The organism is Paracraurococcus lichenis, assembly GCF_030657435.1.
GTDB lineage: Bacteria > Pseudomonadota > Alphaproteobacteria > Acetobacterales > Acetobacteraceae > Paracraurococcus > Paracraurococcus lichenis.
Genome location: NZ_JAUTWS010000007.1, coordinates 64,574 through 89,408, shown reverse-complemented (window position 1 = coordinate 89,408; position 24,835 = coordinate 64,574). Strand labels below are relative to the sequence as shown.

The 24,835-nt window shown below is 71.4% G+C and carries 31 protein-coding genes; 12 read left to right on the top strand and 19 right to left on the bottom strand.

Annotation, left to right across the window (positions count from 1 at the left end; genetic code table 11):
* The first annotated feature begins 1 nt into the window (after position 1).
* The 4 genes from Q7A36_RS09340 to Q7A36_RS09325 all read left to right on the top strand — a co-directional run bounded on the left by Q7A36_RS09340 (position 2) and on the right by Q7A36_RS09325 (position 4,852).
* The gene (locus Q7A36_RS09340; RefSeq protein ID WP_305103416.1) at positions 2 to 922 is read left to right on the top strand and encodes an ABC transporter permease; all 921 of its coding nucleotides are present in this window, start codon (positions 2 to 4) and stop codon (positions 920 to 922) included.
* Complete coding sequence (locus Q7A36_RS09335; RefSeq protein WP_305103415.1) at positions 912 to 1,736, top strand: ABC transporter ATP-binding protein; 825 nt, start codon at positions 912 to 914, stop codon at positions 1,734 to 1,736. The genes Q7A36_RS09340 and Q7A36_RS09335 overlap by 11 nt, the downstream gene beginning before the upstream one ends.
* Positions 1,737 to 1,880: 144 nt before the next feature.
* Positions 1,881 to 3,422: an amidohydrolase family protein gene (locus tag Q7A36_RS09330; RefSeq protein WP_305103414.1), complete on the top strand. Its 1,542-nt coding sequence runs from the start codon at positions 1,881 to 1,883 to the stop codon at positions 3,420 to 3,422.
* Between the two features lie 122 nt (positions 3,423 to 3,544).
* Positions 3,545 to 4,852 carry an LLM class flavin-dependent oxidoreductase gene (locus Q7A36_RS09325; RefSeq protein WP_305103413.1) on the top strand — a complete coding sequence of 436 codons (1,308 nt, stop codon included), beginning with the start codon at positions 3,545 to 3,547 and terminating at the stop codon, positions 4,850 to 4,852.
* Here Q7A36_RS09325 and Q7A36_RS09320 read toward each other — a convergent pair.
* Entirely contained in the window at positions 4,849 to 5,598 is a 750-nt protein-coding gene (locus tag Q7A36_RS09320) for an SDR family NAD(P)-dependent oxidoreductase (protein WP_305103412.1), read from the bottom strand. The genes Q7A36_RS09325 and Q7A36_RS09320 overlap by 4 nt on opposite strands.
* Before the next feature lie 5 nt (positions 5,599 to 5,603).
* Entirely contained in the window at positions 5,604 to 6,557 is a 954-nt protein-coding gene (locus tag Q7A36_RS09315; protein WP_305103411.1) for a Bug family tripartite tricarboxylate transporter substrate binding protein, read from the bottom strand.
* A gap of 117 nt (positions 6,558 to 6,674) precedes the next feature.
* Here Q7A36_RS09315 and Q7A36_RS09310 point away from each other — a divergent pair, with 117 nt between their 5' ends.
* Both Q7A36_RS09310 and Q7A36_RS09305 read left to right on the top strand, forming a co-directional pair.
* Positions 6,675 to 8,012, top strand: a complete 1,338-nt coding sequence (locus Q7A36_RS09310) for an MmgE/PrpD family protein (RefSeq protein WP_305103410.1) — start codon at positions 6,675 to 6,677, stop codon at positions 8,010 to 8,012.
* 14 nt (positions 8,013 to 8,026) lie between these two features.
* Positions 8,027 to 8,896, top strand: coding sequence for a LysR family transcriptional regulator (locus tag Q7A36_RS09305; protein WP_305103409.1), 870 nt, complete (start codon positions 8,027 to 8,029; stop codon positions 8,894 to 8,896).
* Here the strand turns inward: Q7A36_RS09305 and soxA are convergent.
* The 9 genes from soxA to Q7A36_RS09260 all read right to left on the bottom strand — a co-directional run bounded on the left by soxA (position 8,893) and on the right by Q7A36_RS09260 (position 15,557).
* On the bottom strand, positions 8,893 to 9,618 hold the full coding sequence (gene soxA / locus Q7A36_RS09300) for a sulfur oxidation c-type cytochrome SoxA (protein ID WP_305103408.1): 726 nt from the start codon (positions 9,616 to 9,618) through the stop codon (positions 8,893 to 8,895). The two genes, Q7A36_RS09305 and soxA, sit on opposite strands and share 4 nt — an antisense overlap.
* A 32-nt stretch (positions 9,619 to 9,650) precedes the next feature.
* Positions 9,651 to 9,971: a thiosulfate oxidation carrier complex protein SoxZ gene (gene soxZ, locus Q7A36_RS09295; protein WP_305103407.1), complete on the bottom strand. Its 321-nt coding sequence runs from the start codon at positions 9,969 to 9,971 to the stop codon at positions 9,651 to 9,653.
* Between the two features lie 3 nt (positions 9,972 to 9,974).
* On the bottom strand, positions 9,975 to 10,436 hold the full coding sequence (locus Q7A36_RS09290; protein ID WP_305103406.1) for a SoxY-related AACIE arm protein: 462 nt from the start codon (positions 10,434 to 10,436) through the stop codon (positions 9,975 to 9,977).
* A complete protein-coding gene (gene soxX / locus Q7A36_RS09285; RefSeq protein WP_305103405.1) occupies positions 10,402 to 10,815 on the bottom strand; it encodes a sulfur oxidation c-type cytochrome SoxX in 414 nt (137 codons plus the stop codon). Before soxX ends, Q7A36_RS09290 begins: the two co-directional genes overlap by 35 nt.
* Positions 10,812 to 12,986 (bottom strand): xanthine dehydrogenase family protein molybdopterin-binding subunit, encoded by a 2,175-nt coding sequence (locus Q7A36_RS09280; protein ID WP_305103404.1) that lies wholly within the window; start codon positions 12,984 to 12,986, stop codon positions 10,812 to 10,814. Before Q7A36_RS09280 ends, soxX begins: the two co-directional genes overlap by 4 nt.
* A 14-nt stretch (positions 12,987 to 13,000) precedes the next feature.
* Entirely contained in the window at positions 13,001 to 13,462 is a 462-nt protein-coding gene (locus Q7A36_RS09275) for a (2Fe-2S)-binding protein (RefSeq protein WP_305103403.1), read from the bottom strand.
* 95 nt (positions 13,463 to 13,557) lie between these two features.
* The gene (locus Q7A36_RS09270; RefSeq protein WP_305103402.1) at positions 13,558 to 14,529 is read right to left on the bottom strand and encodes an NAD(P)-dependent oxidoreductase; all 972 of its coding nucleotides are present in this window, start codon (positions 14,527 to 14,529) and stop codon (positions 13,558 to 13,560) included.
* Positions 14,526 to 15,083: a phosphonate degradation HD-domain oxygenase gene (locus Q7A36_RS09265; protein WP_305103401.1), complete on the bottom strand. Its 558-nt coding sequence runs from the start codon at positions 15,081 to 15,083 to the stop codon at positions 14,526 to 14,528. Before Q7A36_RS09265 ends, Q7A36_RS09270 begins: the two co-directional genes overlap by 4 nt.
* A gap of 72 nt (positions 15,084 to 15,155) precedes the next feature.
* Positions 15,156 to 15,557 carry a nuclear transport factor 2 family protein gene (locus tag Q7A36_RS09260; protein WP_305103400.1) on the bottom strand — a complete coding sequence of 134 codons (402 nt, stop codon included), beginning with the start codon at positions 15,555 to 15,557 and terminating at the stop codon, positions 15,156 to 15,158.
* Between the two features lie 105 nt (positions 15,558 to 15,662).
* Between Q7A36_RS09260 and Q7A36_RS09255 the strand changes: the two genes are divergently transcribed.
* From Q7A36_RS09255 to Q7A36_RS09245, 3 genes are read left to right on the top strand one after another with little or no spacing between them, the layout of a single operon-like run.
* Positions 15,663 to 16,622 (top strand): Bug family tripartite tricarboxylate transporter substrate binding protein, encoded by a 960-nt coding sequence (locus Q7A36_RS09255; protein ID WP_305103399.1) that lies wholly within the window; start codon positions 15,663 to 15,665, stop codon positions 16,620 to 16,622.
* 13 nt (positions 16,623 to 16,635) lie between these two features.
* Positions 16,636 to 17,517, top strand: a complete 882-nt coding sequence (locus Q7A36_RS09250; protein ID WP_305103398.1) for an isocitrate lyase/PEP mutase family protein — start codon at positions 16,636 to 16,638, stop codon at positions 17,515 to 17,517.
* Positions 17,514 to 18,239, top strand: coding sequence for a haloacid dehalogenase type II (locus Q7A36_RS09245; protein WP_305103397.1), 726 nt, complete (start codon positions 17,514 to 17,516; stop codon positions 18,237 to 18,239). The genes Q7A36_RS09250 and Q7A36_RS09245 overlap by 4 nt, the downstream gene beginning before the upstream one ends.
* 57 nt (positions 18,240 to 18,296) lie before the next feature.
* Here Q7A36_RS09245 and Q7A36_RS09240 read toward each other — a convergent pair whose 3' ends face one another.
* The 3 genes from Q7A36_RS09240 to Q7A36_RS09230 all read right to left on the bottom strand — a co-directional run bounded on the left by Q7A36_RS09240 (position 18,297) and on the right by Q7A36_RS09230 (position 19,536).
* Positions 18,297 to 18,521, bottom strand: a complete 225-nt coding sequence (locus Q7A36_RS09240) for a hypothetical protein (RefSeq protein WP_305103396.1) — start codon at positions 18,519 to 18,521, stop codon at positions 18,297 to 18,299.
* Between the two features lie 153 nt (positions 18,522 to 18,674).
* A complete protein-coding gene (locus tag Q7A36_RS09235; RefSeq protein WP_305103395.1) occupies positions 18,675 to 19,007 on the bottom strand; it encodes a hypothetical protein in 333 nt (110 codons plus the stop codon).
* A 31-nt stretch (positions 19,008 to 19,038) separates the two neighbouring features.
* On the bottom strand, positions 19,039 to 19,536 hold the full coding sequence (locus Q7A36_RS09230) for a host attachment protein (RefSeq protein ID WP_305103394.1): 498 nt from the start codon (positions 19,534 to 19,536) through the stop codon (positions 19,039 to 19,041).
* A gap of 234 nt (positions 19,537 to 19,770) precedes the next feature.
* Here Q7A36_RS09230 and Q7A36_RS09225 point away from each other — a divergent pair, with 234 nt between their 5' ends.
* From Q7A36_RS09225 to Q7A36_RS09215, 3 genes are all read left to right on the top strand, one after another.
* Complete coding sequence (locus Q7A36_RS09225) at positions 19,771 to 21,471, top strand: L-lactate permease (protein ID WP_305103393.1); 1,701 nt, start codon at positions 19,771 to 19,773, stop codon at positions 21,469 to 21,471.
* 89 nt (positions 21,472 to 21,560) lie between these two features.
* Complete coding sequence (locus Q7A36_RS09220; RefSeq protein WP_305103392.1) at positions 21,561 to 21,815, top strand: hypothetical protein; 255 nt, start codon at positions 21,561 to 21,563, stop codon at positions 21,813 to 21,815.
* A 79-nt stretch (positions 21,816 to 21,894) separates the two neighbouring features.
* Positions 21,895 to 22,329 carry an EF-hand domain-containing protein gene (locus tag Q7A36_RS09215; protein WP_305103391.1) on the top strand — a complete coding sequence of 145 codons (435 nt, stop codon included), beginning with the start codon at positions 21,895 to 21,897 and terminating at the stop codon, positions 22,327 to 22,329.
* 68 nt (positions 22,330 to 22,397) lie between these two features.
* On the opposite strand, the gene Q7A36_RS09210 is transcribed toward Q7A36_RS09215, so the two are convergent.
* The 5 genes from Q7A36_RS09210 to Q7A36_RS09190 are packed head-to-tail and all read right to left on the bottom strand — an operon-like array spanning position 22,398 to position 24,794.
* Positions 22,398 to 22,817, bottom strand: a complete 420-nt coding sequence (locus Q7A36_RS09210; protein ID WP_305103390.1) for a hypothetical protein — start codon at positions 22,815 to 22,817, stop codon at positions 22,398 to 22,400.
* 3 nt (positions 22,818 to 22,820) lie between these two features.
* Positions 22,821 to 23,279, bottom strand: coding sequence for a hypothetical protein (locus Q7A36_RS09205; RefSeq protein ID WP_305103389.1), 459 nt, complete (start codon positions 23,277 to 23,279; stop codon positions 22,821 to 22,823).
* Positions 23,279 to 23,698 carry a hypothetical protein gene (locus Q7A36_RS09200; RefSeq protein ID WP_305103388.1) on the bottom strand — a complete coding sequence of 140 codons (420 nt, stop codon included), beginning with the start codon at positions 23,696 to 23,698 and terminating at the stop codon, positions 23,279 to 23,281. Before Q7A36_RS09200 ends, Q7A36_RS09205 begins: the two co-directional genes overlap by 1 nt.
* Positions 23,695 to 24,237 carry a hypothetical protein gene (locus Q7A36_RS09195; protein ID WP_305103387.1) on the bottom strand — a complete coding sequence of 181 codons (543 nt, stop codon included), beginning with the start codon at positions 24,235 to 24,237 and terminating at the stop codon, positions 23,695 to 23,697. Before Q7A36_RS09195 ends, Q7A36_RS09200 begins: the two co-directional genes overlap by 4 nt.
* 5 nt (positions 24,238 to 24,242) lie before the next feature.
* Complete coding sequence (locus tag Q7A36_RS09190; protein WP_305103386.1) at positions 24,243 to 24,794, bottom strand: hypothetical protein; 552 nt, start codon at positions 24,792 to 24,794, stop codon at positions 24,243 to 24,245.
* Positions 24,795 to 24,835 lie beyond the last annotated feature (41 nt).

Below are 24,835 nucleotides of genomic sequence, written 5' to 3'. Positions count from 1 at the left end.
CATGGCAACGCAGGCAACGGGCGCGGCGGCAGTGCCGCGCCCGGCGGGCCTCGGCGGCGCGCTCGGCCTCTCGCCCGGCGCGCGCAAGGCGCTGGCCCGCTTCGGCTGGGCCCTCGTCTCGGTCGGACTCTTCACCGCGATCTGGGAGCTGCTCTGGCTGCTCGGCTGGGCCGACCCGAAGCTGCTGCCGCCGCCGCACATCTTCCTCGGCAATATCCCGGACCAGGCGCGCTTCTTCAATACCGCGACGCGCTGGCAGATCGGCGTGAACCCGGCGGACGGGCCGAGCCCCTACGAGGCGGTCTTCATCACCATCGGCGCGACGGCCATGCGCGTCTTCGCCGGCCTGGCGATCGCCGCGGTGCTGTCCATCAGCATCGGCGTGCTGGTGCGCTATTTCGGCATCTTCGAGAAACTCGTGCTGCCCACCATCACGCTGCTCTCGCCGGTCTCGCCCATCGCCTGGCTGCCGGTGGCGATCTTCATCTTCGGCATCGGCAATGCGCCGGCGATCTTCATGGTCGTCGTCGCGCTCTTTTTCCACATGGTGCTGTCCACCATCAGCCAGATCGACAATGTCAGCCGCAACTTCATCAACGTCGCCCGGACTATGGGCGCCACCAAGCGGCAGATCTATACACGGGTGATCATCCCGGCGATCCTGCCGCAATTGCTGATCGTGCTGCGGCTCAACCTGTTTGGCGCCTGGATGGTGGTGCTGGTCGCCGAGAGCACCGGGGTCGGGTTCGGCCTCGGCCAGGTCATCATGATGGCGCGCAACACCTTCAACCCGTCGCTGGTCTTCTTCACCATCGCGCTGATCGGGCTGCTCGGCTTCCTCTCGGACTGGCTGCTGCGCCTGATACAGAAGCGGGTCCTCTTCTGGGTGCCGGAGACGGCGGGGGTGCTCCGTGGCCTCTGACAGCTATGCCAACTGGTCGTCGCAGGACGCCGTGGTCTGCCGCGGCGTCGGCAAGACCTGGGCCGAGGACACGGCGCGGGCGCATGAGGCGCTGCGCGGCATCGACCTCGACATCGCCCCGGGCGAGTTCGTGGTCCTGCTCGGCCCCTCGGGCTGCGGGAAATCGACCCTTCTCTACCTGATTGCCGGGCTGGAGCGGCAGACACAGGGAAAGATCTGGGCCTTCCGCGACCCGGTCGAGGGTCCCTCCCCCGACCGCAGCCTGATCTTCCAGGAGACCTCGCTCTTTCCCTGGCTGACGGTCTGGCAGAACGTCTCCTTCGGCCTCTCGATCAGGGGCGCGCCGGAGGCGGAGCGCCGCGCCGTCGCCAGGGAAGCGCTGCAGCGCGTCGGCCTCGCCGAGGCGATGGACAAGCGGCCGGACGAACTCTCCGGCGGCATGCGCCAGCGCGTCGCCGTGGCCCGGGCGCTCGCCATGCGGCCGAAGGTGCTGCTGATGGACGAGCCCTTCGCCGCGCTCGACGTCCAGACGCGGGCCAAGATGCAGGACTTCCTGCTCGATGTCTGGCGGGACAGCGGCGCCTCGGTGCTCTTCGTCACCCACCATATCGACGAGGCGGTGGCGCTGGCTGACCGCGTGGTGGTCTTCACCGCCCGCCCCGGCCGGATCAAGAGCATCGTCCCGGTGGACCTGCCGCGCCCGCGCGATCCCTTCTCGCCCGAGGCGGAGGCGCTGCGGCGGCAATTGACCGAGGAGCTGCGGTCCGAGGTGGACCGCGCCTTCGCCGAACAGGAAGCCCTGGCGGCGGAATAGGGTGGATCGCGGCGGGCCGCGAAAGGCCCGAAGCGAGGCTCCGCCCTGCAGAGAATGGACCGCAGCGGTGCGGCGCTCACGCGTGAGCGCCGCACCGCCGCAACCCGACGCCACACCCAACCGAACCAGACGAGGAAGCCGGCCATGGCCGTGTCCCTGGTGCGCAGCCGCGCCATGATCACCAGAACCCTCTCCGCCACCGAATGGGAGGAGATCGAAGACGGCGCCGTCCTGCAGGAGGACGGCATCATCACCGCGGTCGGGACCTACAGCGACCTGCATGCCAGGCACCCGAGCGTGCCGGTGATCGGCACGGGCAGGGAGATCCTGCTGCCCGGCTTCGTCAATGGCCACCACCATGTCGGCCTGACGCCGGTGCAGCTCGGCTCGCCCGACATGCCGCTCGAGCTCTGGTTCGTCACGCGCATGGTCTCACGCAACCTGAACCTCTATCTCGACACGCTCTACTCCGCTTTCGAGATGATCGCCTCCGGCATCACCACGGTGCAGCACATCCATGGCTGGATGCCGGGCACCCTGCCGGAGGTGGAGAAATTCTCCAACGAGGTCATCCGTGCCTATGAGGATATCGGCATGCGGGTGTCCTACTGCTTCGCGCTGCGCGACCAGAACCGGCTGGTCTACCAGGCGGACCAGGACTTCGTGGCGAGCCTGCCGGACGAGCTGAAAGGCCCGATGAGCCGCTGGTTCGAGCGGTTCAGGATGGGGCTGGAGGAGAGCTGCGATCTCTTCCGCAACCTGCACCGGTTGCACAACGCCAAGCGCCGGGTGAAGGTCCAGCTCGCGCCGGCGAACCTGCACTGGTGCTCGGACGCGGCGCTGGCGGCGCTCTCGGAGCTGTCGCGCACCCATGACGCGCCGATGCACATGCACCTGGTGGAGACGGCCTACCAGAAGGAATACGCAAGGCGCCGCGGCGGCGGCACGGCGCTCGACTATATCGAGCGCTTCGGGATGCTCGGCCCGAACCTGACGCTGGGCCATGGCGTCTGGCTGAACGAGAGCGACATCCAGAAGGTCGCGGCGAGCGGCACCTGCATCTGCCACAACTGCTCCTCCAATTTCCGGCTGCGCTCCGGCGTCGCGGCGCTGAACCGCTTCGAGGCGGTGGGCATCAATACCGCCATCGGCCTCGACGAGGCGGGGATCAACGACGACCGCGACATGCTGCAGGAGATGCGCCTCGTCCTGCGCGCGCATCGCGTGCCGGGGATGGAGGAGAAGGACGTCCCGGCCATGGCGCAGGTGCTGCGCATGGCGACCGTGGGCGGCAGCCGGACCACGCCCTACCGCGAGTCGCTGGGCACGCTGGAAGTGGGCAAGGGCGCCGACCTGTCGCTGATCGACTGGCACAGCGTTTCCTACCCCTATCTCGACGAGCTGACCCCGACGCTGGACGCGGTGATCCAGCGCGCCAAGGCCAGCGCCGTCACGACGGTGATGTGCGACGGCGAGGTCATCTACCGGGACGGCAGGTTCACCAAGGTGGACCGCGACGGCGCGCTGAAGGCGCTGCATGACGACCTCGCCAGGGCCCTGTCAGACGATGAGGTGGAGCGGCGCCGCCTCTCCAAGGCCCTGCTGCCGCATGCCCGCCGCTTCTACGCCGACTACATCGACCCGGCGCAGCACGAGCCCTTCTACCGGCCCAGTTCCCGGGTCTGACCGCTTCGCCATGGCCGCGTCCTGGTCGGGGATGCGGCCATGCGCCAGACTGGGATGGCCATGGGCGGCGCGCTGCGGTCCCTCACCCGCGCTGCGCCGACCCGAATTCGGAGAGAGGCGGCATGCCGCAACCGCGCCAGATGCATCTTGGCGTCTTCGTCCTGGGCACGGGGAATCACATTGCCGGCTGGCGCTGGCCCGGGGCGGCGCAGAGCTTCGAGGACCTTTCGGTGGTCCAGGAAATCGCCCGCATCGCCGAACGCGGGAAGTTCGACCTGATCTTCCTCGGTGACAACCTCTCGACCGATCCCGGGATGCATCCGAGCTTTGCGGCGCGGTTCGAGCCGATCACCATGCTGGCGGCGCTGGCCGCGACCACGACCCATGTCGGCCTCGGCGCGACGGCGAGCACCACCTACAACGAGCCCTATACCGTCGCGCGGCAATTCGCCTCGCTCGACCATCTCAGCGGCGGCCGCGCCGCCTGGAACGCGGTGACCAGCAGCGGCGAGAAGGCGGCGCTGAACTATGGGCGGGAGCATCCGCGCCACGACGCCCGCTACGAGATTGCCGAGGAATTCGTCGACGTCGTCCGTGGCCTCTGGGATTGCTGGGATGACGGCGCCGTGGTGCGGGACCACGCCACCGGCCGCTACATCGATCCGGCCAAGGTGAAGCCGCTGGACCACGAAGGCCGGTTCTTCCGGGTGAAGGGACCGCTGCCGACCAGCCGCTGCCCGCAGGGCCAGCCCATCGTCCTGCAGGCGGGGTCGTCCGAACCCGGCCTCAACCTCGCGGCGCGCACGGCCGATGTGGTCTTCACCGTCGTGCAGGATCTCGGCGAGGCGCAGGCGGGCTATCAGGCGCTGAAGTCGCGCATGGCGCGCTTCGGCCGCCATCCCGATGAGATCGCGGTGCTGCCGGGCGTGATGCCGGTGCTGGGCAGCACGACGGCCGAGGCGCGGGAGAAGCTGAACCGGCTGCAGGGTTTCGTGAATCCCGGCAATGCCCTGGTGATGCTCTCCTCCCGACTCGGCCAGGATGTCTCCCACTACCCGCTGGATGCGCTGGTGCCGGAGGATCTGCCGCTTCCCGACACCTCGCATGGTTTCGCCGGTGCGATGCTGGCCAAGGCTTGGCGGGAGCGGATGACTTGGCGCGACCTGTTCAACCTGGCCGGCGCGGCGCGCGGGCACTGGGTCGTGGCGGGCACGCCGGAGGAGGTGGCGGACACGCTGCAGCAGTGGTTCGAAAGCCGCGCCTGCGACGGCTTCAACATCTTGCCCGCCTGGTTCCCCGGCGCCTTCGAGGAATTCGTCGACCAGGTGGTGCCGCTCCTGCAGCGGCGCGGGCTGTACCGGCGCGACTACCGCGGCAACATGCTGCGCGACCATCTCGGCCTGCCACGGCCGCGCAGCCGCCTGTTCTAGACGGCGCGGATCCAGCCGCCATCCACGTCGAGGATCGCGCCCTGGATATAGCCCGCCTCGGCGCTGGCGAGGAAGGCGACGGTCGCCGCGATCTCCTCCGGCTCGCCGAAGCGCGCGACGCCGGTGGACTTTGCCAGGAAGGCGGCGGCGCCGGCCTCGTCCAGCCCCTGCTCCTGCATGGCGGTGCGGATGCGGCCGGTCAGCCGGTCCGTCCGGATGCTGCCGGGATTGATGCAATTCACCCGCACGCCATCCTGCACCCCACGATCCGCCAGCGCCTTGGTCAGGTTCATCAGCGCGGCATTCACCGAGCCGCCGATGGTGAAGTCGGCGCTGGCGATCTTGCCGCCGGCGCCGGCGATATGCACCACGCTGCCCTGTGCCGCCTTCAGGTGCGGCCAGGCCGCGCGGGTCAGCCGCACGGCCGCGAAGAATTTTCCTGCGTAGCTGTCCGCCCAGGCCTCGTCGGTCAGCGCCAGGAAGTCGCCGCGCTGCGTCGCGCCGGCGCTGTTCACCACGAGGTCCAGCCGGCCGAAGTCGCGCACGGCATGCCCGACCGCCGCCTCCGGCGCCGCCGGGTCCCGCAGGTCGAGCGCGAAGCCGATCGCGCCCGGCACGTCGCAGCCGCCGCGCGCGATGCCCAGCACCTGCATCCCCTCCGCGACCAGGCGCTGCACGATGGCGCGGCCGATCCCCTTGCTCGCGCCGCTGACCAGCGCCGCCTTCCCCTTCAAGCCGCGATCCATGCCCGTCACTCCGCCCTGATATTGGCGCTGCGGATCAGCGCCTCGGTCCGTGCCATGTCGGCGCGCAGGAAGGCGGCAAAGCCGGCCGGCGTGCCGCCCACCACCTCCGCGCCCAGGTCCAGCAGCTTCGCTCGCCCCTCCGGCGTGCCGACGATCGCCATGATCTCGCGGTTCAGCCGCTCCACGATGGGTGCCGGCATGCCGGCCGGGCCGAGGAAGGCATACCACTCGCTCACCGCGAAGCCGGGCAGCGCGACCTCGGCGATCGTCGGCAGGTCCGGCGCATAGGCCTGGCGGGTCGCCGCCGTCACCGCCAGCGGCCGCACCGCATCGCTGCGGACGAAGGGCAGCGTCGAGCTGGCATTGCCGAACATGAGCTGGATATTGCCGGCAACAAGGTCCGCCAAGGCCGGCCCGCCGCCGCGATAGGGCACATGCACCATCTGCGTGCCCGTCGCCTGGGCGAAGAGCTCGCCCGAGAGGTGCACGGAACTGCCGATGCCCGGCGAGCCGTAGGCGAGCATCCCCGGATGCGCCCTGGCATGCGCGATGAGGTCGGCCACGCTGTGGATGGGCAGCGCCTTGTTCACCACCAGGATATTGCCGACATTGGCCAGGTGCAGGATGGGCGTGACGTCGGCGATGGGGTCGTAGGGCTGCTTCGTCAGCAGCGCCTGGGTGATGAGCGTGCTGATCGAGAGGCAGATGGTGTAGCCGTCCGGCGCGGCGCGCAGCGTCTCCACCACGCCGACCGCGCCGTTGCCGCCGGTGCGGTTCTCCACCACCACGGACTGGCCGAGCGCCGCGGCGAGCGGCGGCGCGAGATAGCGCCCGAGGATGTCCGTGGTCCCACCCGGCGGGAAGGGAATCACCATGCGGATCGGCCGGCTCGGCCAGGCGGGCTGCGCCCGGGCCAGGGCGGGCATGGCCAGCATCGCGACCAGGCTGCGTCGTCTCATGCCCATCTCCTCCCGGGGCTTTGCCGCATCGTTCCACGCTCCGGCCCGGCCGCAAAGGGCTGGCGGCGCACCGCGGATGGGCTATGCCGTCCCGGTCCAGGAACAACGAGGCGCAGCATGCCCGACCCCACCGCGACCGAGACGCTCGGCCGCTTCGTCGCCGCGAGCCGCTGGGAGGACATCCCCGAGGCCCTGCGGCATGAGGCGAAGCGGAGCCTGCTGAACCATATCGGCTGCGCCCTGGGCACGGCGCGCGACCCGGTGGTGCGGATAGCGGCGAAGGTCATGCGCGGGCTGTCGGCCGCGCCGGCGGCCACCGTCTTCGGCCAGGGGCTGCAGCTGGATGCGATGGGCGCGGCCTTCGTCAATGCCGTCGCCGCCAACCTGCTGGATTACGACGACACGCATCTCGACACGGTGATCCACCCGGCCGCGCCGGTCGCGCCGCCGCTCTTCGCCCTCGCCGAACAGCGCGGCCTGTCGGGCGCCGCTGTCCTGCATGCCTTCCTGCTGGGCGGCGAGGTCGCCTGCCGGATCGGCAATGCGGTCTCCCCCGGGCATTACGCGCGGGGCTGGCACATCACCTCCACCTGCGGCGCCTTCGGGGCGGCGGCCGGCTGCGCCCGCCTGCTGGGGCTGGATTCGGCGCAGGCCGCGCAGGCGATCGGCATCGCCAGCAGCGAGGCCGCCGGCACGGTCGAGAACCTGCCGACCGCGGCGAAGAATGTCGGCGTCGGCAATGCCGCAAGGCACGGCATCCTCGCCGCCCTCTTCGCCGCCGAGGGCTGGCAGGCCGCGCCCGCCGCGATCGAGGGGCCGCTCGGCTGGGCGCGTGCCTGCGGCGACGAAGCCGACATGGCCGCGATCACGACCGGTCTCGGCGAGCGCTGGGAGATCGGCCGCAACACCTACAAGCCCTATCCCGCCGGCATCGTCTTCCACGCCGTCATCGATGCTTGCCTGGCGCTGCGGACCCGTCCGGGCGTGGCGCCCGAGGCGATCCAGTCCGTCACCGTCGCCGGCGATGCGCTGCTGCTGGCGCGCGGCGACCGCACCGTGCGGAACGAGCGCGACCTACGCGTCAGCATCCACCACAGCGCCGCGCTCGGCCTGCTGCGCGGCCGTGCCGGTGTTCTGGATTTCGAGGCGCCGGCGCTGGCCGATGCCGCGCTCGCGGCCATGCGCGCCAGGGTGACGGCCGTGCTGGACGAGGCGCTGCCGCGCGGCGCCGCCCGCGTGACCCTGCGGCTGGCGGATGGGCGAGTGGAGACGGCCACCGTCATCCACCCCCGCGGCAGCGAGGCGACGCCGCTGACCGATGCCGAGCTCGAAACCAAGTTCCGCGACAACGCCGCGCTCGGCGGCTGCGCCGAACGGGCCGCGGCGCAGATCGAGGCCATCTGGGCGCTGGACCGGGCACCGGACCTCACGCGCCTCATGGCCCTGCTCGCCTGACGATGGATCGCTTCATGGCGCTGACCGTCTTCGCCCGCGTCGTGGAACAGGGCGGCTTCACCGCGGCGGCGAGGAAGCTCGGCCTCTCGCCCTCCGCCGTGACGAAGACCATCGCGCGGCTGGAGGACGAGCTGGGCACGCAGCTCTTCACCCGCACCACGCGCCGGCTGCGCACCACGGATGACGGCCAGGGCTTCTACGAACGCTGCGTGCAGATCCTCTCCGACCTCGAGGAGGCCGAGACGGCGCTGACCCGCGGCAGCGCCGTGCCGCGCGGCCGCATCCGCGCCGTCATGCCCTTCAGCTTCGGCCGCGTCACGCTGATGCCGGAACTGCCGCGCTTCACCGAACGCTATCCGGAGCTCACCCTGGAGCTGCATTTCAGCGACGGGCCGGTAGACCTGATCGCCGAGGGCTTCGAGTTGGCGGTGCGCACGGGCAGCGTCACCGACTCCCGCCTGACCACGCGCCTGCTGACCCGCGGCCCGCAGGTGACGGTGGCGGCGCCGCGCTACCTGGACCGGCATGGCGAACCGCGGACACCGGAGGATCTCCGCGAGCATAATTGCCTGATCAGCCGCTTCGGCCCGGAATGGGGCTATCGCGGCGCGGAGGGCCGCCCCATCTCCGTGCGGGTGCGCGGCAATGCCGTCATCAACAGCGGCGACGCGCTGCGCGAGGCGGTGGTGGCCGGCACCGGCATCGCGCAGGGCACCTACTGGTTGTACCGCAAGGACCTGGAACGCGGCGAGGTGCGGGCGATCCTGAAGGACTACGAGCTGGAAGGCGCGCCGGTCTCGGTGCTCTACCCGGCGCAGCGGCATGTATCGGCCAAGCTGCGGGCGCTGATCGACTTCCTCGTGCAGATCACGCGCAACGGCTAGGGCCGCACCGCCGGCGTCTCCACCAGTAGCCCGCGGGCCCGGGCGACGAGATAGGCCTCGAGCGCCACGTATTCAGGCGCGCCGGTCGGAAAGGGCTCGGACCGCACGCCCGCGATGCAGTTGCGCAGGCGTCGCTGCAGCGAGCCCAGCGCCTGCCATTCCAGCCGGTACATCGGATAGCCGTTCGGATGGCCCTCCGGGATCACGCTGCCCGCCAGATGCCGGCCGGCATGGTCGTCATGGCATTGCGCGCAGGAGAGGTTGAGCTGGCCGCGGCGCTCGCGGAACAGCGCCTCGCCCTCGCGGCGCGCCTCCTCCAGCCGCGGGTCGGGCTGCAGCGGCATGCCGCGCGACTGGTGCGCGACGAAGGCGGTGAGCGCGAGCATCTCCCGGCCCTCGCGTGGCAGCGGCGGGCGGTGCTGCCGCGCCTCCCGGCACTGCGCGATGCGGCCCGTCAGGTCGATCGGCGCGCCGCTCGCCGCGTCCAGCGCCGGGTAGCGCGCCGCGACGCCGCGCATGGCCTCCACCGCGTGGCAGCCGGTGCAACCCTGCGCCGCGAAGAGCGCCTCCCCCTCCGCGACGGAGAGCATGCCGGGATTGGCGAGGTCGTCGTCCTGCATCGCCCGCAATTCGGGCGTCATGGTCTCGTAGCCCGAGCGCGGGCCGGCACCGATGGCCAGTGCGGCGAGCGCGAATGCGGCGACCCGCCCGGCCTGCCGCACGGGGCCTTCGGCCCTGCGATCGCCGGACCGCCTCATGCCACCGATAGGGCGCGGGTTTCCGTCTGGCTGAACCCGTTGTCGCCTTTCCAGGTGAAGGCGAGGATGCCGCTCTCCTCCACGCGGAGGGTGAAGGTCAGGTAGGGATTGGCGGCGATCGCGGGATGCAGTTCCGCCTCGAAGACCGGGCGGTTGTTGTAGAGGCAGGTGAAGCGCCGGATGATGTCGCGCGGCAGCATCCGCCCGTTCTCGCCGGGGCGGAAGCCGGTTTCCATCGGATGCGCGATCAGGGTGCGGATCTCGATCACCTCGCCCTTCTGTGCGGTGCTGGGAACGCGGAGTAGCGTGCGCGCCAAGGCTCAGCCCTCCACGCAGGCGGCGAGGGTGACGATCACGTTCGTCTCGGCGACGCGGTAGCTGCCATCCGACATCGCCGCGACGGCGACCAGGCGCTGGGTGGTGGAGAGGCGGATGCGGGTGCTGATGCGCGCCGCGCCCGACCAGGGGCCGAGCTTCGCGGTCAGCACATGCGGCAGCGGGTTGCGTTCGTTGAAGAGGCCGATGGCACGGACATGGTCGGCCTCGGTCATGGGGCTCTCCACCTCGATCGAGACGGGGACGGTATTGCCGTTCTCGACCAGCGCCGGGATGTCGAGCGTGACGCCGCCCGGGCGCGGCTCGACGCCGCCGGTGAAGTCGTGGATGGCGCCGGCCAGCGCCTCCGGCGTCGCGCCCGCGGGCCGCACCAGCGCGACGGCCAGCAGGCCGCCGAGCAGCACGCGCCGCTCAGTCGCGCAGCGTGGCGAGATAGGCGACGACATCCTCGATCTCCTGCGCGCTCAGGATGGTTCTTCCCTGCCAGGCGCGGCCGACCTGCCGCAGCCCCTCGGTGCTGTAGTAGGAGGGCATGATGGTGTCCGGGTTCAACCGCCGCCCGTCCACCATCCGCAGGCGCAACTGTCCCTCCGTCAGCCGCGCGCCGACCCCGGCCAGGCTGGGCGCGAGGTCGCCCTGGAACCGCTCCTCGGCGATCGGCGCGGCGTGGCAGAGCAGGCAGAGCCCGCGCTGCCGGTCCGCGACGATGGCCCGCCCGCGTGCCGGATCGCCGGGGAGGCCGGTGAGCGGCGCCGCCATCTCCTCGCCCGGCTGCGCCGCCGCTGCCCCGCCGAGGAGCAGCAGCGCCGCGAGCGTGAGCCTCAAGCCTTGCTGAGGTCGGTGTGCTTCAGCGGCAATTGCCGCACCCGCTTGCCCGTGGCGGCGGCAATGGCGTTCAGCACCGCCGGCGCCGCGACCGCGATGGTCGGTTCGCCCACGCCGCCCCAGAAGCCGCCCGAGGGCATGATGATGCTCTCGACCGCCGGCATCTCCGCCAGCCGCATGATCGGGTAGCTGTCGAAGTTCGTCTGCTCCATGGCGCCGTCCTTCACGGTGCACTCGCCATAGAGCATCGCGGTCAGGCCATAGGCAAAGCTGCCCTCGATCTGCGCCGCGATCTGCTGCGGGTTCACGGCATGGCCGCAATCCGTCGCCGCGGTGATCTTGTGGATCGTCACCTCGCCCTTGGGCGAGACCGAGACCTCGGCGCAGGCCGCGACATAGCTGCCATAGCCCATGATCTGCGCGAGGCCGAGATGCCGCCCCGCCGGCAGCGGCTTGCCCCAGCCGCCCTTCTCCGCGACCGCGTTCAGCACCGCGAGGTGCTTCGGGCTGTTCTTCAGCAGCGCGCGGCGGAACTCCAGCGGGTCCTTGCCGGCGGCCTGCGCCACCTCGTCCATGAAGCATTCGACATAGACGGCGTTCTGGTTGACGTTCACGCCGCGCCAGAAGCCCGGCGGCACATGCGGGTTGCGCATGGCGTGGTCGATCAGCAGGTTCGGGACGGCATAGCCGAAGGCGCCCTCCGCCCCGCCCGGGTTCAGCCCCTGGAAGACACGGCTGTCGGCGCCGCCCTGCAGCATCTGCGGCGCGATGCCGGCGATGATGGACTGGCCGGAGATGCGCATGTGCAGGCTGTCGAGATTGCCCTGCGCATCCAGGCCCGCCGTCAGCTTGCAGGCCGTGATCGGGTGGTAGCGGCCATGCAGCATGTCCTCCTCGCGCGACCAGAGGAGTTTCACGGGTGTCCCCGGCATCTCCTTCGCGATCGCCACCGCCTGCCGGACGAAGTCCTGCCAGCCGCGCCGGCCGAAGCCGCCGCCGAGCAGCACCTTGTGCACCTCGCATTGCTGCGGCTTGAGGCCGGCGGCTTCCGCGGCGGCGGCCAGCGAGGCCTCGCCGTTCTGGGTCGGGCACCAGACCTCGCAGCGGTCGGCGGTCCAGATCGCCGTCGCGTTCATCGGCTCCATGGTCGCGTGGTTCTGGAAGGGGAAGCCATAGACCGCCTCCACCTTGCGCGCGGCCTTATCGAGCCCCGCCTTTGCATCGCCCGCCTTGTTGCCGACGAAGGCTTCCGGCGCGTCCAGGCCCTCCTTCAGCGTGGCTGCGATCTGCGCCTGGGAGATCGCCTGGTTCGGCCCGGCATCCCACTGGATGTTCAGCACGTCCAGCGCGCTGTTGGCCTGCCACCAGGTCTCGGCGACGACGGCGACCGCGGTCTCGCCGACCTTCACCACCTTCTTCACGCCCGGGCGCTTCAGCGCCGCGGCCTCGTCATAGGACCCCAGCTTGCCGCCGAAGACCGGGCAGTCCCGGATGGAGGCATTCAGCATCCCCGGCAGCTTCAGGTCGACGCCATAGACCTGCTTGCCCGTGGTCTTGTCCACCGTGTCGAGCCGCGGCAGCGGCTTGCCGGCGATGGTCCAGGTCTTCGGATCCTTCAGCGGGATCTCGGTCGGCGGCGTCAGCTTCGCGGCGGCGGCGGCCAGGCTGCCATAGCTGGCGGTGCGGCCGGAGGGACCATGCGTCACCACGCCCTTTGCCGCGCGGCACTCGGCGACGGGCACGTTCCAGGACTGCGCCGCCGCCTGCACCAGCATCATGCGCGCGGCCGCGCCGCCCTTCCTGACATACTCGTTCGACTCGCGGATGCCGCGGCTGCCGCCGGTCGAGAAATCGCCCCAGACGCGGTTGCGCGCCAGGCTCTGGCCCGGCGTCGGGTATTCGGTCGTGACCTTGGCCCAGTCGCAGTCCAGCTCCTCGGCGACGAGCTGGGCGAGGCCGGTCAGCGTGCCCTGCCCCATCTCGGACCGCGCGATGCGGATGACGACGGTGTCGTCCGGCCTGACCACGACCCAGGCATTGATCTCCGGCGCGGTGGCCGCGGGCGCCGCCGCAGTCTGCGCCAGCGGGGCGCGGATGCCGAGGGTGAAGGCGCCGGCGGCGGCCGAGACGGAGAGGAAGCCGCGGCGGGAGAGCGGTGCGATCGCGTTCATCGGTGCCTCCTCCCTCAGCCGTTCGCGCTGGTGCCGGCCGCGCGCTGCACGGCGGCCTGGACGCGGTTGTAGGTGCCGCAGCGGCAGATATTGGTGATGCCCGTGCGGATATCCTCGAGGCTCGGCTTGGCGTTCTCCGCCAGCAGCGCCGCGGCAGCCATGATCATGCCGGACTGGCAATAGCCGCATTGCGGCACGTCCAGCGCCACCCAGGCCTTCTGCACGGGATGGCTGCCATCGGGCGACAGGCCCTCGATGGTGGTGATCTTCTGGCTCTCCGACACCGCCGAGACCGGCATGGAGCAGGAGCGGACGGCCTGGCCGTCGATATGCACGGTGCAGGCGCCGCACTGGGCGACGCCGCAGCCATATTTGGTGCCGGTGAGGCCGATCTGCTCCCGGATCACCCAGAGTAGCGGCGTCTCGGGATCCACCTGGACGTCATGCAGACGCCCGTTCACGGTCAGCTTGGCCATCGTCTTGACCCCCCTCGCGCCCCGGCCGGGGCGGGCTGTTTGCCCGCAGCATAGGTGGAAATGGGGCCGGGGCGGTAGGGGGTCGGTCGATCGGCCTAGGACGCCAAGCGCCCGGGCATGGGCAGGCCGGCAAAGAACGCGGCGAGCGAGCCGGCGGCAGCCAGTTCGATCTCCCGGCGCAGCCCGGCCACCGCCGAGCCGAGATGCGGCGTGAACAGGGTCCGCGGATGCGCCAGCAACCCCGGATGGATGACGCGGGGCCGGTCCGGGCGGGCCCAGTCCTCCAGCTCGAAGACATCGGCGGCATAGCCGCCGAGGCGGCCGGCGCCGAGCGCCGCGGCGACCGCGGCCTCGTCCACCAGGGAGCCGCGGGCGATGTTCACCAGCAGCGCGCCCGGGCGCATGGCGGCGAGCGCCGCCGCATCCACGACATGCAGCGTCGCCGGCGTCAGCGGCGCGGCCAGGACCAGCCAGTCGCTCTCGGCCAGCAGGTCGGGCCAGGCGCGGCGGCCGGTGCCGGGCGGCGGCGCGGCGGCATCGTCGGTGTAGAGGATGCGGCAGCCGAAGCCGGCAAGGCGCGCCGCGATCGCCTGCCCGACCGCGCCCATGCCGAGGAGGCCGACCGTGCTGCCCGCGAGGCCGGTGCCGTAGAGCACCGGCCGCCAGCCCTCGAAGCCGCCGCCGCGCACCAGGGCATCGCCGGCCCGGACATGCCGGCCGAGCGCCAGCATCAGACCTATGGCGAGTTCCGCGGTCGGCACCGTCAGCAGGTCCGGCAGCACGGAGACGGCGATGCCGCGCGCCGCGCAGGCCGCGAGGTCGAAATTATCGGCGCCCTTCAGCGCGCAGCCGACCGCCCGCAGCCGCGGCGCGGCGGCGAGGAAGGCCGCATCGACATGGTCGGTCATGAAGGCCAGCAGCCCGTCCGCCCCGGCGGCGCGGCGCAGCAGCTCCGCGCGCGGCCAGGGCGCCTCGCCGGCATTCGCCTCGACGGTGGCGAATGCCTCCAGCCGCGCCAGCGTCTCGGGGAAGGCGCGGTTGGTGACGAGGATATGCGGCCGGATCACGCGCCGCGCGTCAGGCAGCGCGCGACATGGGGCAGGAAGTGCTCGACGGGCGGGGTCTCGAGGTCCCTGACCTTGGCCTGCTCGTCGAAGCGGCGCAGCGTCACGGCATCCCGTGCGCCCGGCAGGGCGGCGAAAGCGGCGGCCTCCTCGGCCGACATCGGTCCGCCCTGCAGCGAGAGGCTGAGCACGGAATCCCGGGAGAGCCTGGCGAAGTAGTCGGGCTCGGTGCCGCAGAGATAGCGCTTGGCCGCGACGTGCAGCCGCACGGGCTCGGTCACCTCCGGCCCGAACCAGGCCTTGAGGAATTCATGGCCGCGCTCCTCGTGCAGGTCGTCGACGCCCTGCTCGGCCGGGTTCTCGCCGAGGTCATGGACCATGTGGCCGATATCGTGCAGCAGGCTGGCGGCGATCAGCGCCGCGGAGCAGCCCTGCTTCTCCGCCAGCCAGGCCGCCTGCAGCGCATGCTGCCGCTGGTTGATGTCGGAGAGGCCGTATTGCCCCTCCGCCTTGAGGGTCAGCAGCTCGGCGATGCGCTGCAGCCGGGGATCCGTCATGGAAGCGTCATCCGTGGATGGGTCGCGGGGCGCGCGGACCCTACCGGCGCGCCCGCCCCGCGTCCACGGATGTCACTCGCGGATGTCTGCGCGATAGACCTTGCTGACGATCCTCCAGCCCTCGGCCGTGCGGTTCAGCACGAGGTAGTCCGTGAAGTAGCGCGGCGGCAATTGGCAGGCGACCTTCACGAAGGCGGTCTCCGGCCCGCTGATGTCCATCATCATGATCCGGTCGTCGCGCGCGAGGCCCCTGCTCGCCGCGCTCTCGCGCTTGCGCACCGCCTCGAACCACTGCTCGCGCGGCACGTCCAGCACGCCGCCATCCTTCTCGCAGTAGAGATGGCTGACGGGGTGGAAGGCGCTGGCGAGCTTGTCGACGTTGCCCTCGTAGAGGCCGTCGAAATAGGTCTGGATCACCGCCTCGATCTCGGCGACGGCGCTGGCCGCAATCGGGCGGCCACTGGCATCGGGCATGGGCGTCCTCCTCTGTCCCGCGGCGGAGGATGGCACGGACGGGCGGGGCCTTGCATCCCTCCCCATGGGCCCGATACTCGGCGGCCAATCAACCGGGGAACGTCCATGCCCTTCGGCCGCCGCGCGCTGCTGGCCGCCCCTGCCCTGCTGAGCCTGCCCGCCGCCGCGGAGGGCTGGCCGAGCCGGCCCATCCGCCTGATCGTGCCCTATGCCGCCGGCGGCGGGACGGACCTGCTGGCGCGGGCGCTGGCCGAGGCGCTGCGCCCCGCCCTGCCGCATCCCGTCGTCGTGGAGAACCGGGCGGGCGGGGCCGGCGTCATCGGCTCGGAGGTGGTGGCGCGGGCCGAGCCGGACGGGCACACGCTGATGGCGGTGGTCTCCACCCATGTGGCCAACAGATATTTCCTGGCCTCCCTGCCCTATGACCCCATCCGGGACTTCACCCCGGTCGCCCTGCTGTCGCGCAACACCATGATGCTGGTGACCGGCACGGTGCAGCCCTATGTCGATCTCCGCGCCATGCTGGACTTCGCGCGGCGCAACCCGGGCCGGGTCGGCACCGGCAGCACGGAAAGCCTTTCCTCCTTCATCGGCCAGGAACTGGCGCGGCGGGCCGGCGTCGAGATGCCGGACGTGCAGTACCGCTCCGGCGGGCAGTTGATGAACGACATCGTCGCCGGCCACCTGCCGGTCGGCTGGACCAGCACGGCCAGCGTCATGCCGCACATGCCGACGGGACGGGTGCGGGTGCTCGCCGCCTCCACCGCCACGCGCACGCCCTTCTTCCCCGAGGCACCGACCGCGCAGGAACAGGGCATCGCCGATTTCGACCTCGCGGGCTGGGTCGGCCTCTATGGCCCCGCCGGCCTGCCCGACCAGGTCGGGCAGGTGCTGTTCGCGGCACTGACCCGCGCCTTCGCCGATGCCACGCTGCAGCAGCGCTTCACCGCCATGGGCATCGAGCCGAACCTGCAGCCCGGCGCCGGCCTCGCGGAGGCAGCGCGGCGCGAGGACCGCCTCTGGGCCGCGGCGGCCGCCGCCGGCACCATCCGGAAAGAACAGTAGGGGAGCCACCAGCATGGCCGATCCGCGCCTGAAGGCCGCCTTCGAGGCCCGCCGCTTCATCCTCGCCCCCGGCATCTTCGACATGATCTCCGCCCGCGTCGCGGACGGGATGGGCTTCGAGTGCCTCTACGTGACGGGCTTCGGCACCGTCGCCTCGCATCTCGGCGTCGCCGATGCCGGCATCGCCACCTACACCGACATGGTCTCCCGCGTCGGGCAGATGGCGCGCGGCTGCCGCACGCCCGTCATCGCGGACGCGGACACCGGCTATGGCGGGCTGCTGAATGTCCGCCACACCGTCCTGGGCTATGAGGCCGCGGGCGTCTCCGGCATCCAGCTCGAGGACCAGGAGATGCCGAAGAAATGCGGCCATACGCCGGGGCGGCGGGTGATCCCGGCCGAGGAGATGGTCCTCAAAATCCGCGTCGCGGCCGAGGCGCGGCGCGACCCGAATTTCCTCATCGTCGCCCGCACCGATGCCCGCACCACGCTCGGCCTCGACGAGGCGATCCGCCGCGGGCGGATGTTCGAGGAAGCGGGCGCCGACGTCATCTTCATCGAGAGCCCGGAGAGCGAGGCCGAGATGCAGGCGATCGGGAAGGCGATCCGCAAGCCGCTGCTGGCGAACATGGTCGAGGGCGGCCGCACGCCGATCCTGCCCGCGCAGCGCCTGCAGGAGATCGGCTATGCCATGGCGATCTACCCGGCCATCGGCTTCCTCGCCGCCGCGGCGGCGCTGGAGAAGGCCTATGCCCATCTCAAGGCGGCCGGCGACAGCACGGCGATCGGCGAGAGCTACGGCTTCCGGCGGATGACCGAGCTGATGGGCTTCCCCGAGGTCTGGGAGTTCGAGACGCGCTGGGCCCAAGGGAACAAGGTGGGGGACAAGGCATGACCCGGTTCGAGAGCGTGAAGGCGCTGGTCTTCGACGTCTTCGGCACGGTGGTGGACTGGCGGGAGGGCGTGGCGCGCGACGCGGCGCCGGTGCTGGCGAAGCTCGGCCGCCGCGACATCGACCCGCGCGCCTTCGCCGATGCCTGGCGCAAGCGCTACCAGCCCGCGATGGAGGCCTGCCGCAGCGGCCGCCGGCCCTTCACCCGCCTCGACGTCCTTCATCGGGAGAACCTGGAGGGCGTGCTGCAGGACCACGGCATCGCGCCGGAGACGCTGGGCGAGTCGGCGCTCGACGAGCTCAACCGCGCCTGGCATCGCCTCGATCCCTGGCCGGAGGCCGTCGCAGGCCTGACGCGGCTGAAGCGGAAGTTCATCATCGCGCCGCTGTCGAACGGCAACATCGCGCTCATGACCAACATGGCCAAGCGCGCCGGCATTCCCTGGGACGCCATCCTCGGCGCCGAGGTGGCGCAGGCCTACAAGCCGCAGCCCGAGGCCTATCTGCGCACCGCCGAGATCCTCGGCATCCGCCCGGCGGAGCTCTGCCTGGTGGCGGCGCACAACGGCGACCTCAAGGCGGCGCGGGGCTGCGGCCTGGCCACGGCCTTCGTCCACCGCCCGACCGAGCACGGACCGGACCAGACGAGCGACCTGGCGCCGAGCGAGGCCTGGGACGCGGTGGCGAAGGATTTCCAGGACCTAGCCCACCAGCTCGGCTGCTGACGGAGATCCCGCGGCCGCTGCCAGTGCCGGGCCGCGGGATCCTGGCAGCCGGGCGCGTCAGCCCTCGCCGAAGCCCTCCGGCCGCCGCGCATGCCTCTGCCGGTGCGGCCGCCGGTGGCGCCACCAGTCCAGCACCGGCCCGATGCCGACCAGCGGCGCCGCCGCCAGCGTCGCCAGGGCGAGGCCCGCCGCCAGGATGCGGGCCCCCATGGCCAGGGCCGCCACCGTCAGCCCCGCCAGGATGCCGGTGATGCCGATGCCGAGCGCGACCCAGCCCAGCACCTGCCGGTGCCGCAGGCTCAGCCATTCCGGCGGCGCGCCGTGCTCCGTGCCGGTGCGGGGCGTGCCGTCCGGGGCGACGTCGTAGAGGCGGCTGGGATCGATCTCGAAGGGCGCGGGCAGGCGGGACCTCGGGCGTGGCGCGTGGGGCCCGCCTCAGCGGCGCAGGACGACGAAGCGCACAGCCCCCGGCCCGCCCGCGCGCCGCAGCCGGCGCATCCGCCACCAGAGGGAGACGAAGGCGACCAGCCCCGCGCCCACCGCGATCGGCAGCAGCAGGCCGAGGAAGAGCATCGCCAGCGCGACCAGCAGCAGCCCGCCCGCCGCCAGCGTGACCAGCAGCGCCGCCCCGCCCAACTGGCCGAGCACGCGGTCGAGGCCGCCCGCCCGCCGCTGCGGCGGGTCGCGGAACTCCCCGTCCGGCGTCATGTCGAGGACGGGCGGGTTGGGGTCCCGGAGGGGCGAGCCGGGTCGCCTGTGCGTGTCCATGCCCCGGATGTTGCCCGCCGCCGCGCCGGGTTCAAGCCCGGGCGGCATCCTCCCCGCGGCGGAGGCTGTCGAGGTGGCGGAAGACGTCGGCGGCCGGGCGCTGGGTGAAATCCCCCGCATGCTCGGCGACCAGCACCTGCTTCAGGTCGGTCGGCAGGCGCGCGGTCAGGCGGTGCAGCAGCGGCGCCGGCGCGACGAGGTAGAGGCCCGAAAGCTCCCGCCGCCGCAGGGCCTGGGTCAGGTCGTCCACCAGCACGTCCTCGAAGGGGTCGAGCGTATTGCCCTTGGGCGAGCGCTCCAGGTCCTCCGTCTCGATGCCCACGCGCTTCACGCCCTCCGGCGCCTCGGGCAGGTCCTCGCCGCGGTCGGCGCTGGTCATGCGCATCCCGGGCGAATCCCACGCGCGGATGACGTCGTATCCAGCTTCGCCAATGCGCTGGACATAGGCCTTGGCGCGGCTGCCATTGGCCACCACGAACCACCGGTGCGAGCCGGGCTCTGCCGGTGACGGGTTCTCGTTGCTTGCCATGCGAGTCCTCCATGGCGGCGGCCGCCGGACCGCCTTGCCGCCGCATTGCGGGAGTTTCATCTTGCCGGGCGTTGCCGTGCCGCAGCGACCGGCCGTAGGAGCGGCGAGAACGCGGCGACCGCCCGCGTCGTTCGATGCGACGCCGCGCGCCATGGGCACGGGCGGGCAACGGCGCCGCTTGCGCTCGCCTTCGGGGAAGCGTTCCACCGCAACACGAGGCGCCAAGACCAGTCCATGGACACCTGGAACCAGCTCTACGATCCCTTCGGGTCGATCCTGCTCTCGGCGCTCGTCGCCGCGCTGCCGGTGGCGACGATGCTCATCGCCCTGGCCTTCCTGCACATCGCCGCGCATGTCGCCGCCATCGCCGCGCTGGTGGTGGCGCTCGCCGTCGCCATCGTGGTCTTCGGCATGCCGGCGGCGATCGCCGCCAAGGCCGCCGGATTGGGTATCGCCAGCGGGCTCTTCCCGATCGGCTGGATCGTGCTGAACATCATCTTCCTCTACCGTTTGACGGTGGCCAATGGCTCCTTCAACCGGCTGCAGGAGACGATCGCCGGCGTGACGCCCGACCGGCGGCTGCAATTGCTGCTGATCGCCTTCGCCTTCGGCGCCTTCTTCGAAGGTGCGGCCGGCTTCGGCACGCCGGTCGCGGTCACCGGCGCGGTGCTGATCGGCCTCGGCTTCTCGCCGCTCGCCGCCTCCGGCCTGTCACTCATCGCCAATACCGCCCCCGTCGCCTATGGCGCGCTGGGCACGCCGGTGATCGCGCTGGCGGGCGTCACCGGCCTCGACCTCATGGACCTCTCGGCCATGATCGGGCGGCAATTGCCCTTCTTCTCGCTCATCGTGCCCTTCTGGCTGATCTGGGCCTTCGCCGGCTTCCGCGGTATGATCCAGATCTGGCCGGCGATCCTGGTGACGGGCGTCTCCTTCGCGGTGCCGCAGTACCTCGTGTCCAACTACATGGGCCCCTTCCTGGTGGACGTGATCGCGGCGCTGTCCTCCATGGCCTGCCTCAGCCTCTTCCTGCAGGTCTGGCACCCCAAGGAGATCTGGACCTCCACGCGCCTCGGCGGCCGCGCCGCGGCGGTCGAGGAGGCGACGGCCGGCAGCAAGGGCCTCTCGCCCATCGGCGCCGGCGGCGGAGCAGAGGCAGTGACCTTCCGGGGCAGCACCATGCTCGCCTGGATGCCCTGGCTGGTGCTGACGGTCTTCGTCTTCCTCTGGGGCCTGGCCGACATCAAGGCCTTCCTGAACGGCCTGTGGAACCCGGCCTTCCCGATCGACGGGCTGCACCGCGCCGTCATCAAGGTGCCGCCGGTGGTCGCGGCGCCGACGCCGGAGGCCGCGGTCTTCGCCTTCAACTTCCTGTCCATGACGGGCACCGGCATCCTGCTCGCGGCGGTGCTCGGCGGCCTCGCCATGGGCTTCGGGCCGCTGCGGCTGGTGCGGGAATACGGTCGGACGCTCTGGGTCGTCCGCTATTCCCTGCTGACCATCGCGGCGATGCTCGGCCTGGGCTACCTGACCCGCTATTCCGGGCTCGACGCCACCATGGGCCTCGCCTTCGCCGCAACCGGCGTCCTCTACCCCTTCTTTGGCACGCTGCTGGGCTGGCTCGGCGTGGCGCTGACGGGGTCCGACACCGCCTCCAACGTGCTCTTCGGCGGGTTGCAGAAGATCACCGCGCAGCAGATCGGGCTCTCGCCGGTGCTGATGGCCGCGGCCAATTCCTCGGGCGGCGTCATGGGCAAGATGATCGACGCGCAGAGCATCGTCGTCGCCTCCACCGCGACCAATTGGTTCGGGCATGAGGGCGAGATCCTGCGCTACGTCTTCTTCCACTCCATCGCGCTGGCCTGCCTGGTCGGCGTGCTGGTGACGCTGCAGGCCTATGTGCCGCCCTTCACCGCGCTGGTGGTCGGCGGGTGAGGCCCCGGCGCGCGGTCCCAGCCGGGGCCGCGCGCAACCCGCCCCGCGCGGGCGGCGTTGGCCCTCCCCTGACCAGGAAGGCCAAGGCGATGAGCGACAGGAAGCCACCGGACGACACCCACGGCGCGGCGCCGCCCAAGGACGCGCGGCACGGGACCGAGCATTCCCACCCCGCGATCAGCGAGGAGCGTGGCGACGACCCCGCTTCCGGCAGCATCGATAGCCCGACCCCGCCGGGCGAGGCCCAGGCGGGCGACCTCTCGGAACTCGGTGCCAATCTCGGCGGCCCGGTGGACGTCTTCCCGACGCGCGGCCGGCCGCGCAAGGAGCGGCCGGCGGGCTGAGCCTCCCCGCGGCCATATGGCCGGGCGGACGCCCCGCCTGTACCCTGCGGCCCGACGGTCCTGCCGGAAGGAGACAGCGATGCGCACCGCCCCTGCCCTCATCCTCGGGGCGTTGCTCGTCCTGGCCGCGCCCGTCCGGGCCCAGGTGACGCGGCCCGACTGGTCGCCCTGGGGTGGGCCGGACAGCCCCGGCGGGCTCTTCGGCGGCAATCCGCTGGAGACGGTGCCGGAGCGCTCCGCGGAGGTAACCCATGACCAGGTCTGGACCTGGCTGCGCAACCGCTTCGACCAGGCCGACCGCGACCGCAGCGGCACGCTGACGCCGGATGAGATCCGCGGCCGGCCCGAGGCGCAGGCGACCTTCCGCGCGGCCGATGCCGACCGCAACGGCCATGTCACGCCGGAGGAGTTGCGTCCTCTCTCGGAAAGCTGGTTCCGCGCGCATGATGCCGACCGGAACGGCAAGCTGACCCGGCGCGAACTGCAGCGCGCCCGGCAGCCGGGCGGCGGCTGAGGCAGGGGCGGGCCGTCGATCGGCGGCGGGTCGTGCCTTCTGCACCGCCTTGGCGGCGCGAAGCGCCGCTATTCGATCTGATTGGTCTGGAGGAACAGTGCCTGCGACAAGGCGTCGTAGAAACGCTGGAAGGGCGCCGGATCCGAAAGCTCATGCTGGTTAAGCTGACCGGAGGCGCGGACGATGGTCCGCACCTCACCGGCAGGCCGCACCGTCACGGTGAAGCGCACCACCCCGCCGCCATAGCGCGTGGCGCTGACCGTACCGAGGGTGGCATCCGCACGGTCGACGACAAAACCGAGGTCCTGCAGCGATGCGATCACGCTCTGGAACACCCGCGCCCTGTCGCCCGTGTCGAAGGAACGCGTGGAGATGGCGCGCTGCGCGACCTGGGTGTTGGTGGTCGCCAGCACCTGCTGCCGGCTGTCGAGTTGGCAGGCTGCAAGCGCCAGCGGCAACAGCGCGGCGCCGAGGGCGAAACGGTGCATCACTCAGATCTCGTGCGCGGTCAGGAACAGGGACTGTGCGAGCTTCTCGAAGAAACCCTGGTATATCGCGGGATCATCCAGCGTCTCACCATAGGCGAGCATCGCGCCAGGGCGGGGCACCACACGCTGGAAGGTGGCACGCACGATCGTCGCGCCGCGATCCGCCGCCGGCCGCAGCACCACCTGCGCGCGGACGCGCCCGCCGGCGATCCGGGACGCCACGACAACGCCCTGCTGTGCCTGGCTCTCCTCGATGCTGTAGCCGAGGTCCTGCAGCACGCCGATGACGGACTGCAGCAGCAAGGTCCTGTCGCCGGTGTCGAAGCGGCGCGACTCGCGGGCGCGAACCGCGGTGGCCGCCGCGCTCGGCGTCAGCGCAGCGGCCTGCTGCTCCGCCGTCGGCGCGCAGGCGGACAGTGCGGCGAGAGCCGCAAGCGCCGCGCGACGCGACATGCCCTGCATCAGAAGCTGCTGGAGCGATAGGAGAAGTCCCGGACCTTCCGCGCCTCGTCGAAGCGGATGATGACGGTCAGGGTGCGCTGCGTGGTCTGTGCGGCGCCGGCACGCGCGGACGCGCCCGCGAGGAACAGCGCATTCACCCCGCCCGCCGAGGAGGAATAGACCTGCTCGGTCGCCAGGCGGTCGTAAACCCAACTCTCGCGGCGCTTCTCGTCGCTCGTCACCATGTTCGGCGCGCCGAGGATACCGACCACCTCCTCGCCGCTCATGCCGACGCGGATTTCGCGCTGCACCGTACCCAGGGTGAGGCGATCCTGTGCCGCAGTACCGGCGGCCACCTGCTGGGCATGCTCGCTGGCCGACATGCAGCCGCTCAGCAGCAGGACGAGTGCGGCCGCGGGGAGAATGCTGGAAGGCGTCATCGCGTGGGTGTCCCTGTCGCCGGAGTTGCGGAGGCGGGCGCAGAGGCGGTCTTCGCGGCCGCCTCGCGTTGCTTGGCCGTGTTCAGTTCGGCGACCGGCCGCACCGCCTCCGGGACGGCCAGATCCTCCGGCACCGCGGCGAGCTGCCTTTGCAGCGTCGCCGAGAGCGGCTCGAAGAAATTGCGGGCGTAGAATTCCGGCGCGTCCACCTGTGCCTCCTGCACCGAGACGATGGTGGCGTTGGCTCGCACGACGGCCTCATCCGCACCGCGTGGTTGCACCACGGCGGCAAGCCGGAGGGCAGTTGCGCGCGTACCTGAGATTGTGCCGCTCTCGGCATCCGCCTTGGTGATGCGGTAGCCGAGATCGTGCAACGTCGCCGCGACGCCCCGCATGACGGTGATCTTGTCCGCCGGGACCAGCCTCGTCTGCATGGCGCGGAGCTCGACGGCGCTCTTCGTGCTGGGGATGAATTGCTGCTGCGGCGCGCAGCCACTGACCAGCGTGAGAGCGCCGAGAACGGGAAGGATCAGGCGCATGGCGCTCAGCCCCCGCTCGCCAGGCCGCTGCGGATCTTCTCGAAGAAGCCCGCGGAGTATTCGGGGCCGGTCAGGATTTCGACCCGTGAGGCGCCCTGGTTGTTCGTCACGATGCGTTCGAAGGAGACACGCAGCGCGCTGTCCCGCGGCCCGCGCGGCTGAGTGGTCAAGGTCGTGCGGATGACCTGGTCCGTGTCCCAGACCGGCTGGTAGCGCACGCCGATCAGGGCGAGGGCAACCGTCGCCGCGACCTGCACCGCGACCTGCCCGGCCTCGGTCGCATCGCGGTCCTTACTGCCGGCGAGCACACCGATCTGCGGCGCGCTCTCCTCCACGGTGAAGCCAAGATCCTGCAGAACCTGGGTAGCCTCGACCAGCAGGGGCTGCTCGGGCGCGGTGACCTGGGTGGTCTGCGCGGCGCGGATCTCGGCGGCGTTGGGAGGCGGCGCGCCGATCTGCAGCGCGAGGGTATTCTGCCAGCCTGGCGGCCGCTCGCAGGCGGACAACATGGCAAGGGACGTGGCGAGCAGGGTGGCGCGCAACCAAGGTCGTGACATTCGTTTTCACGCCGGACGTTTTCGGTGGCGATCCGTACAAG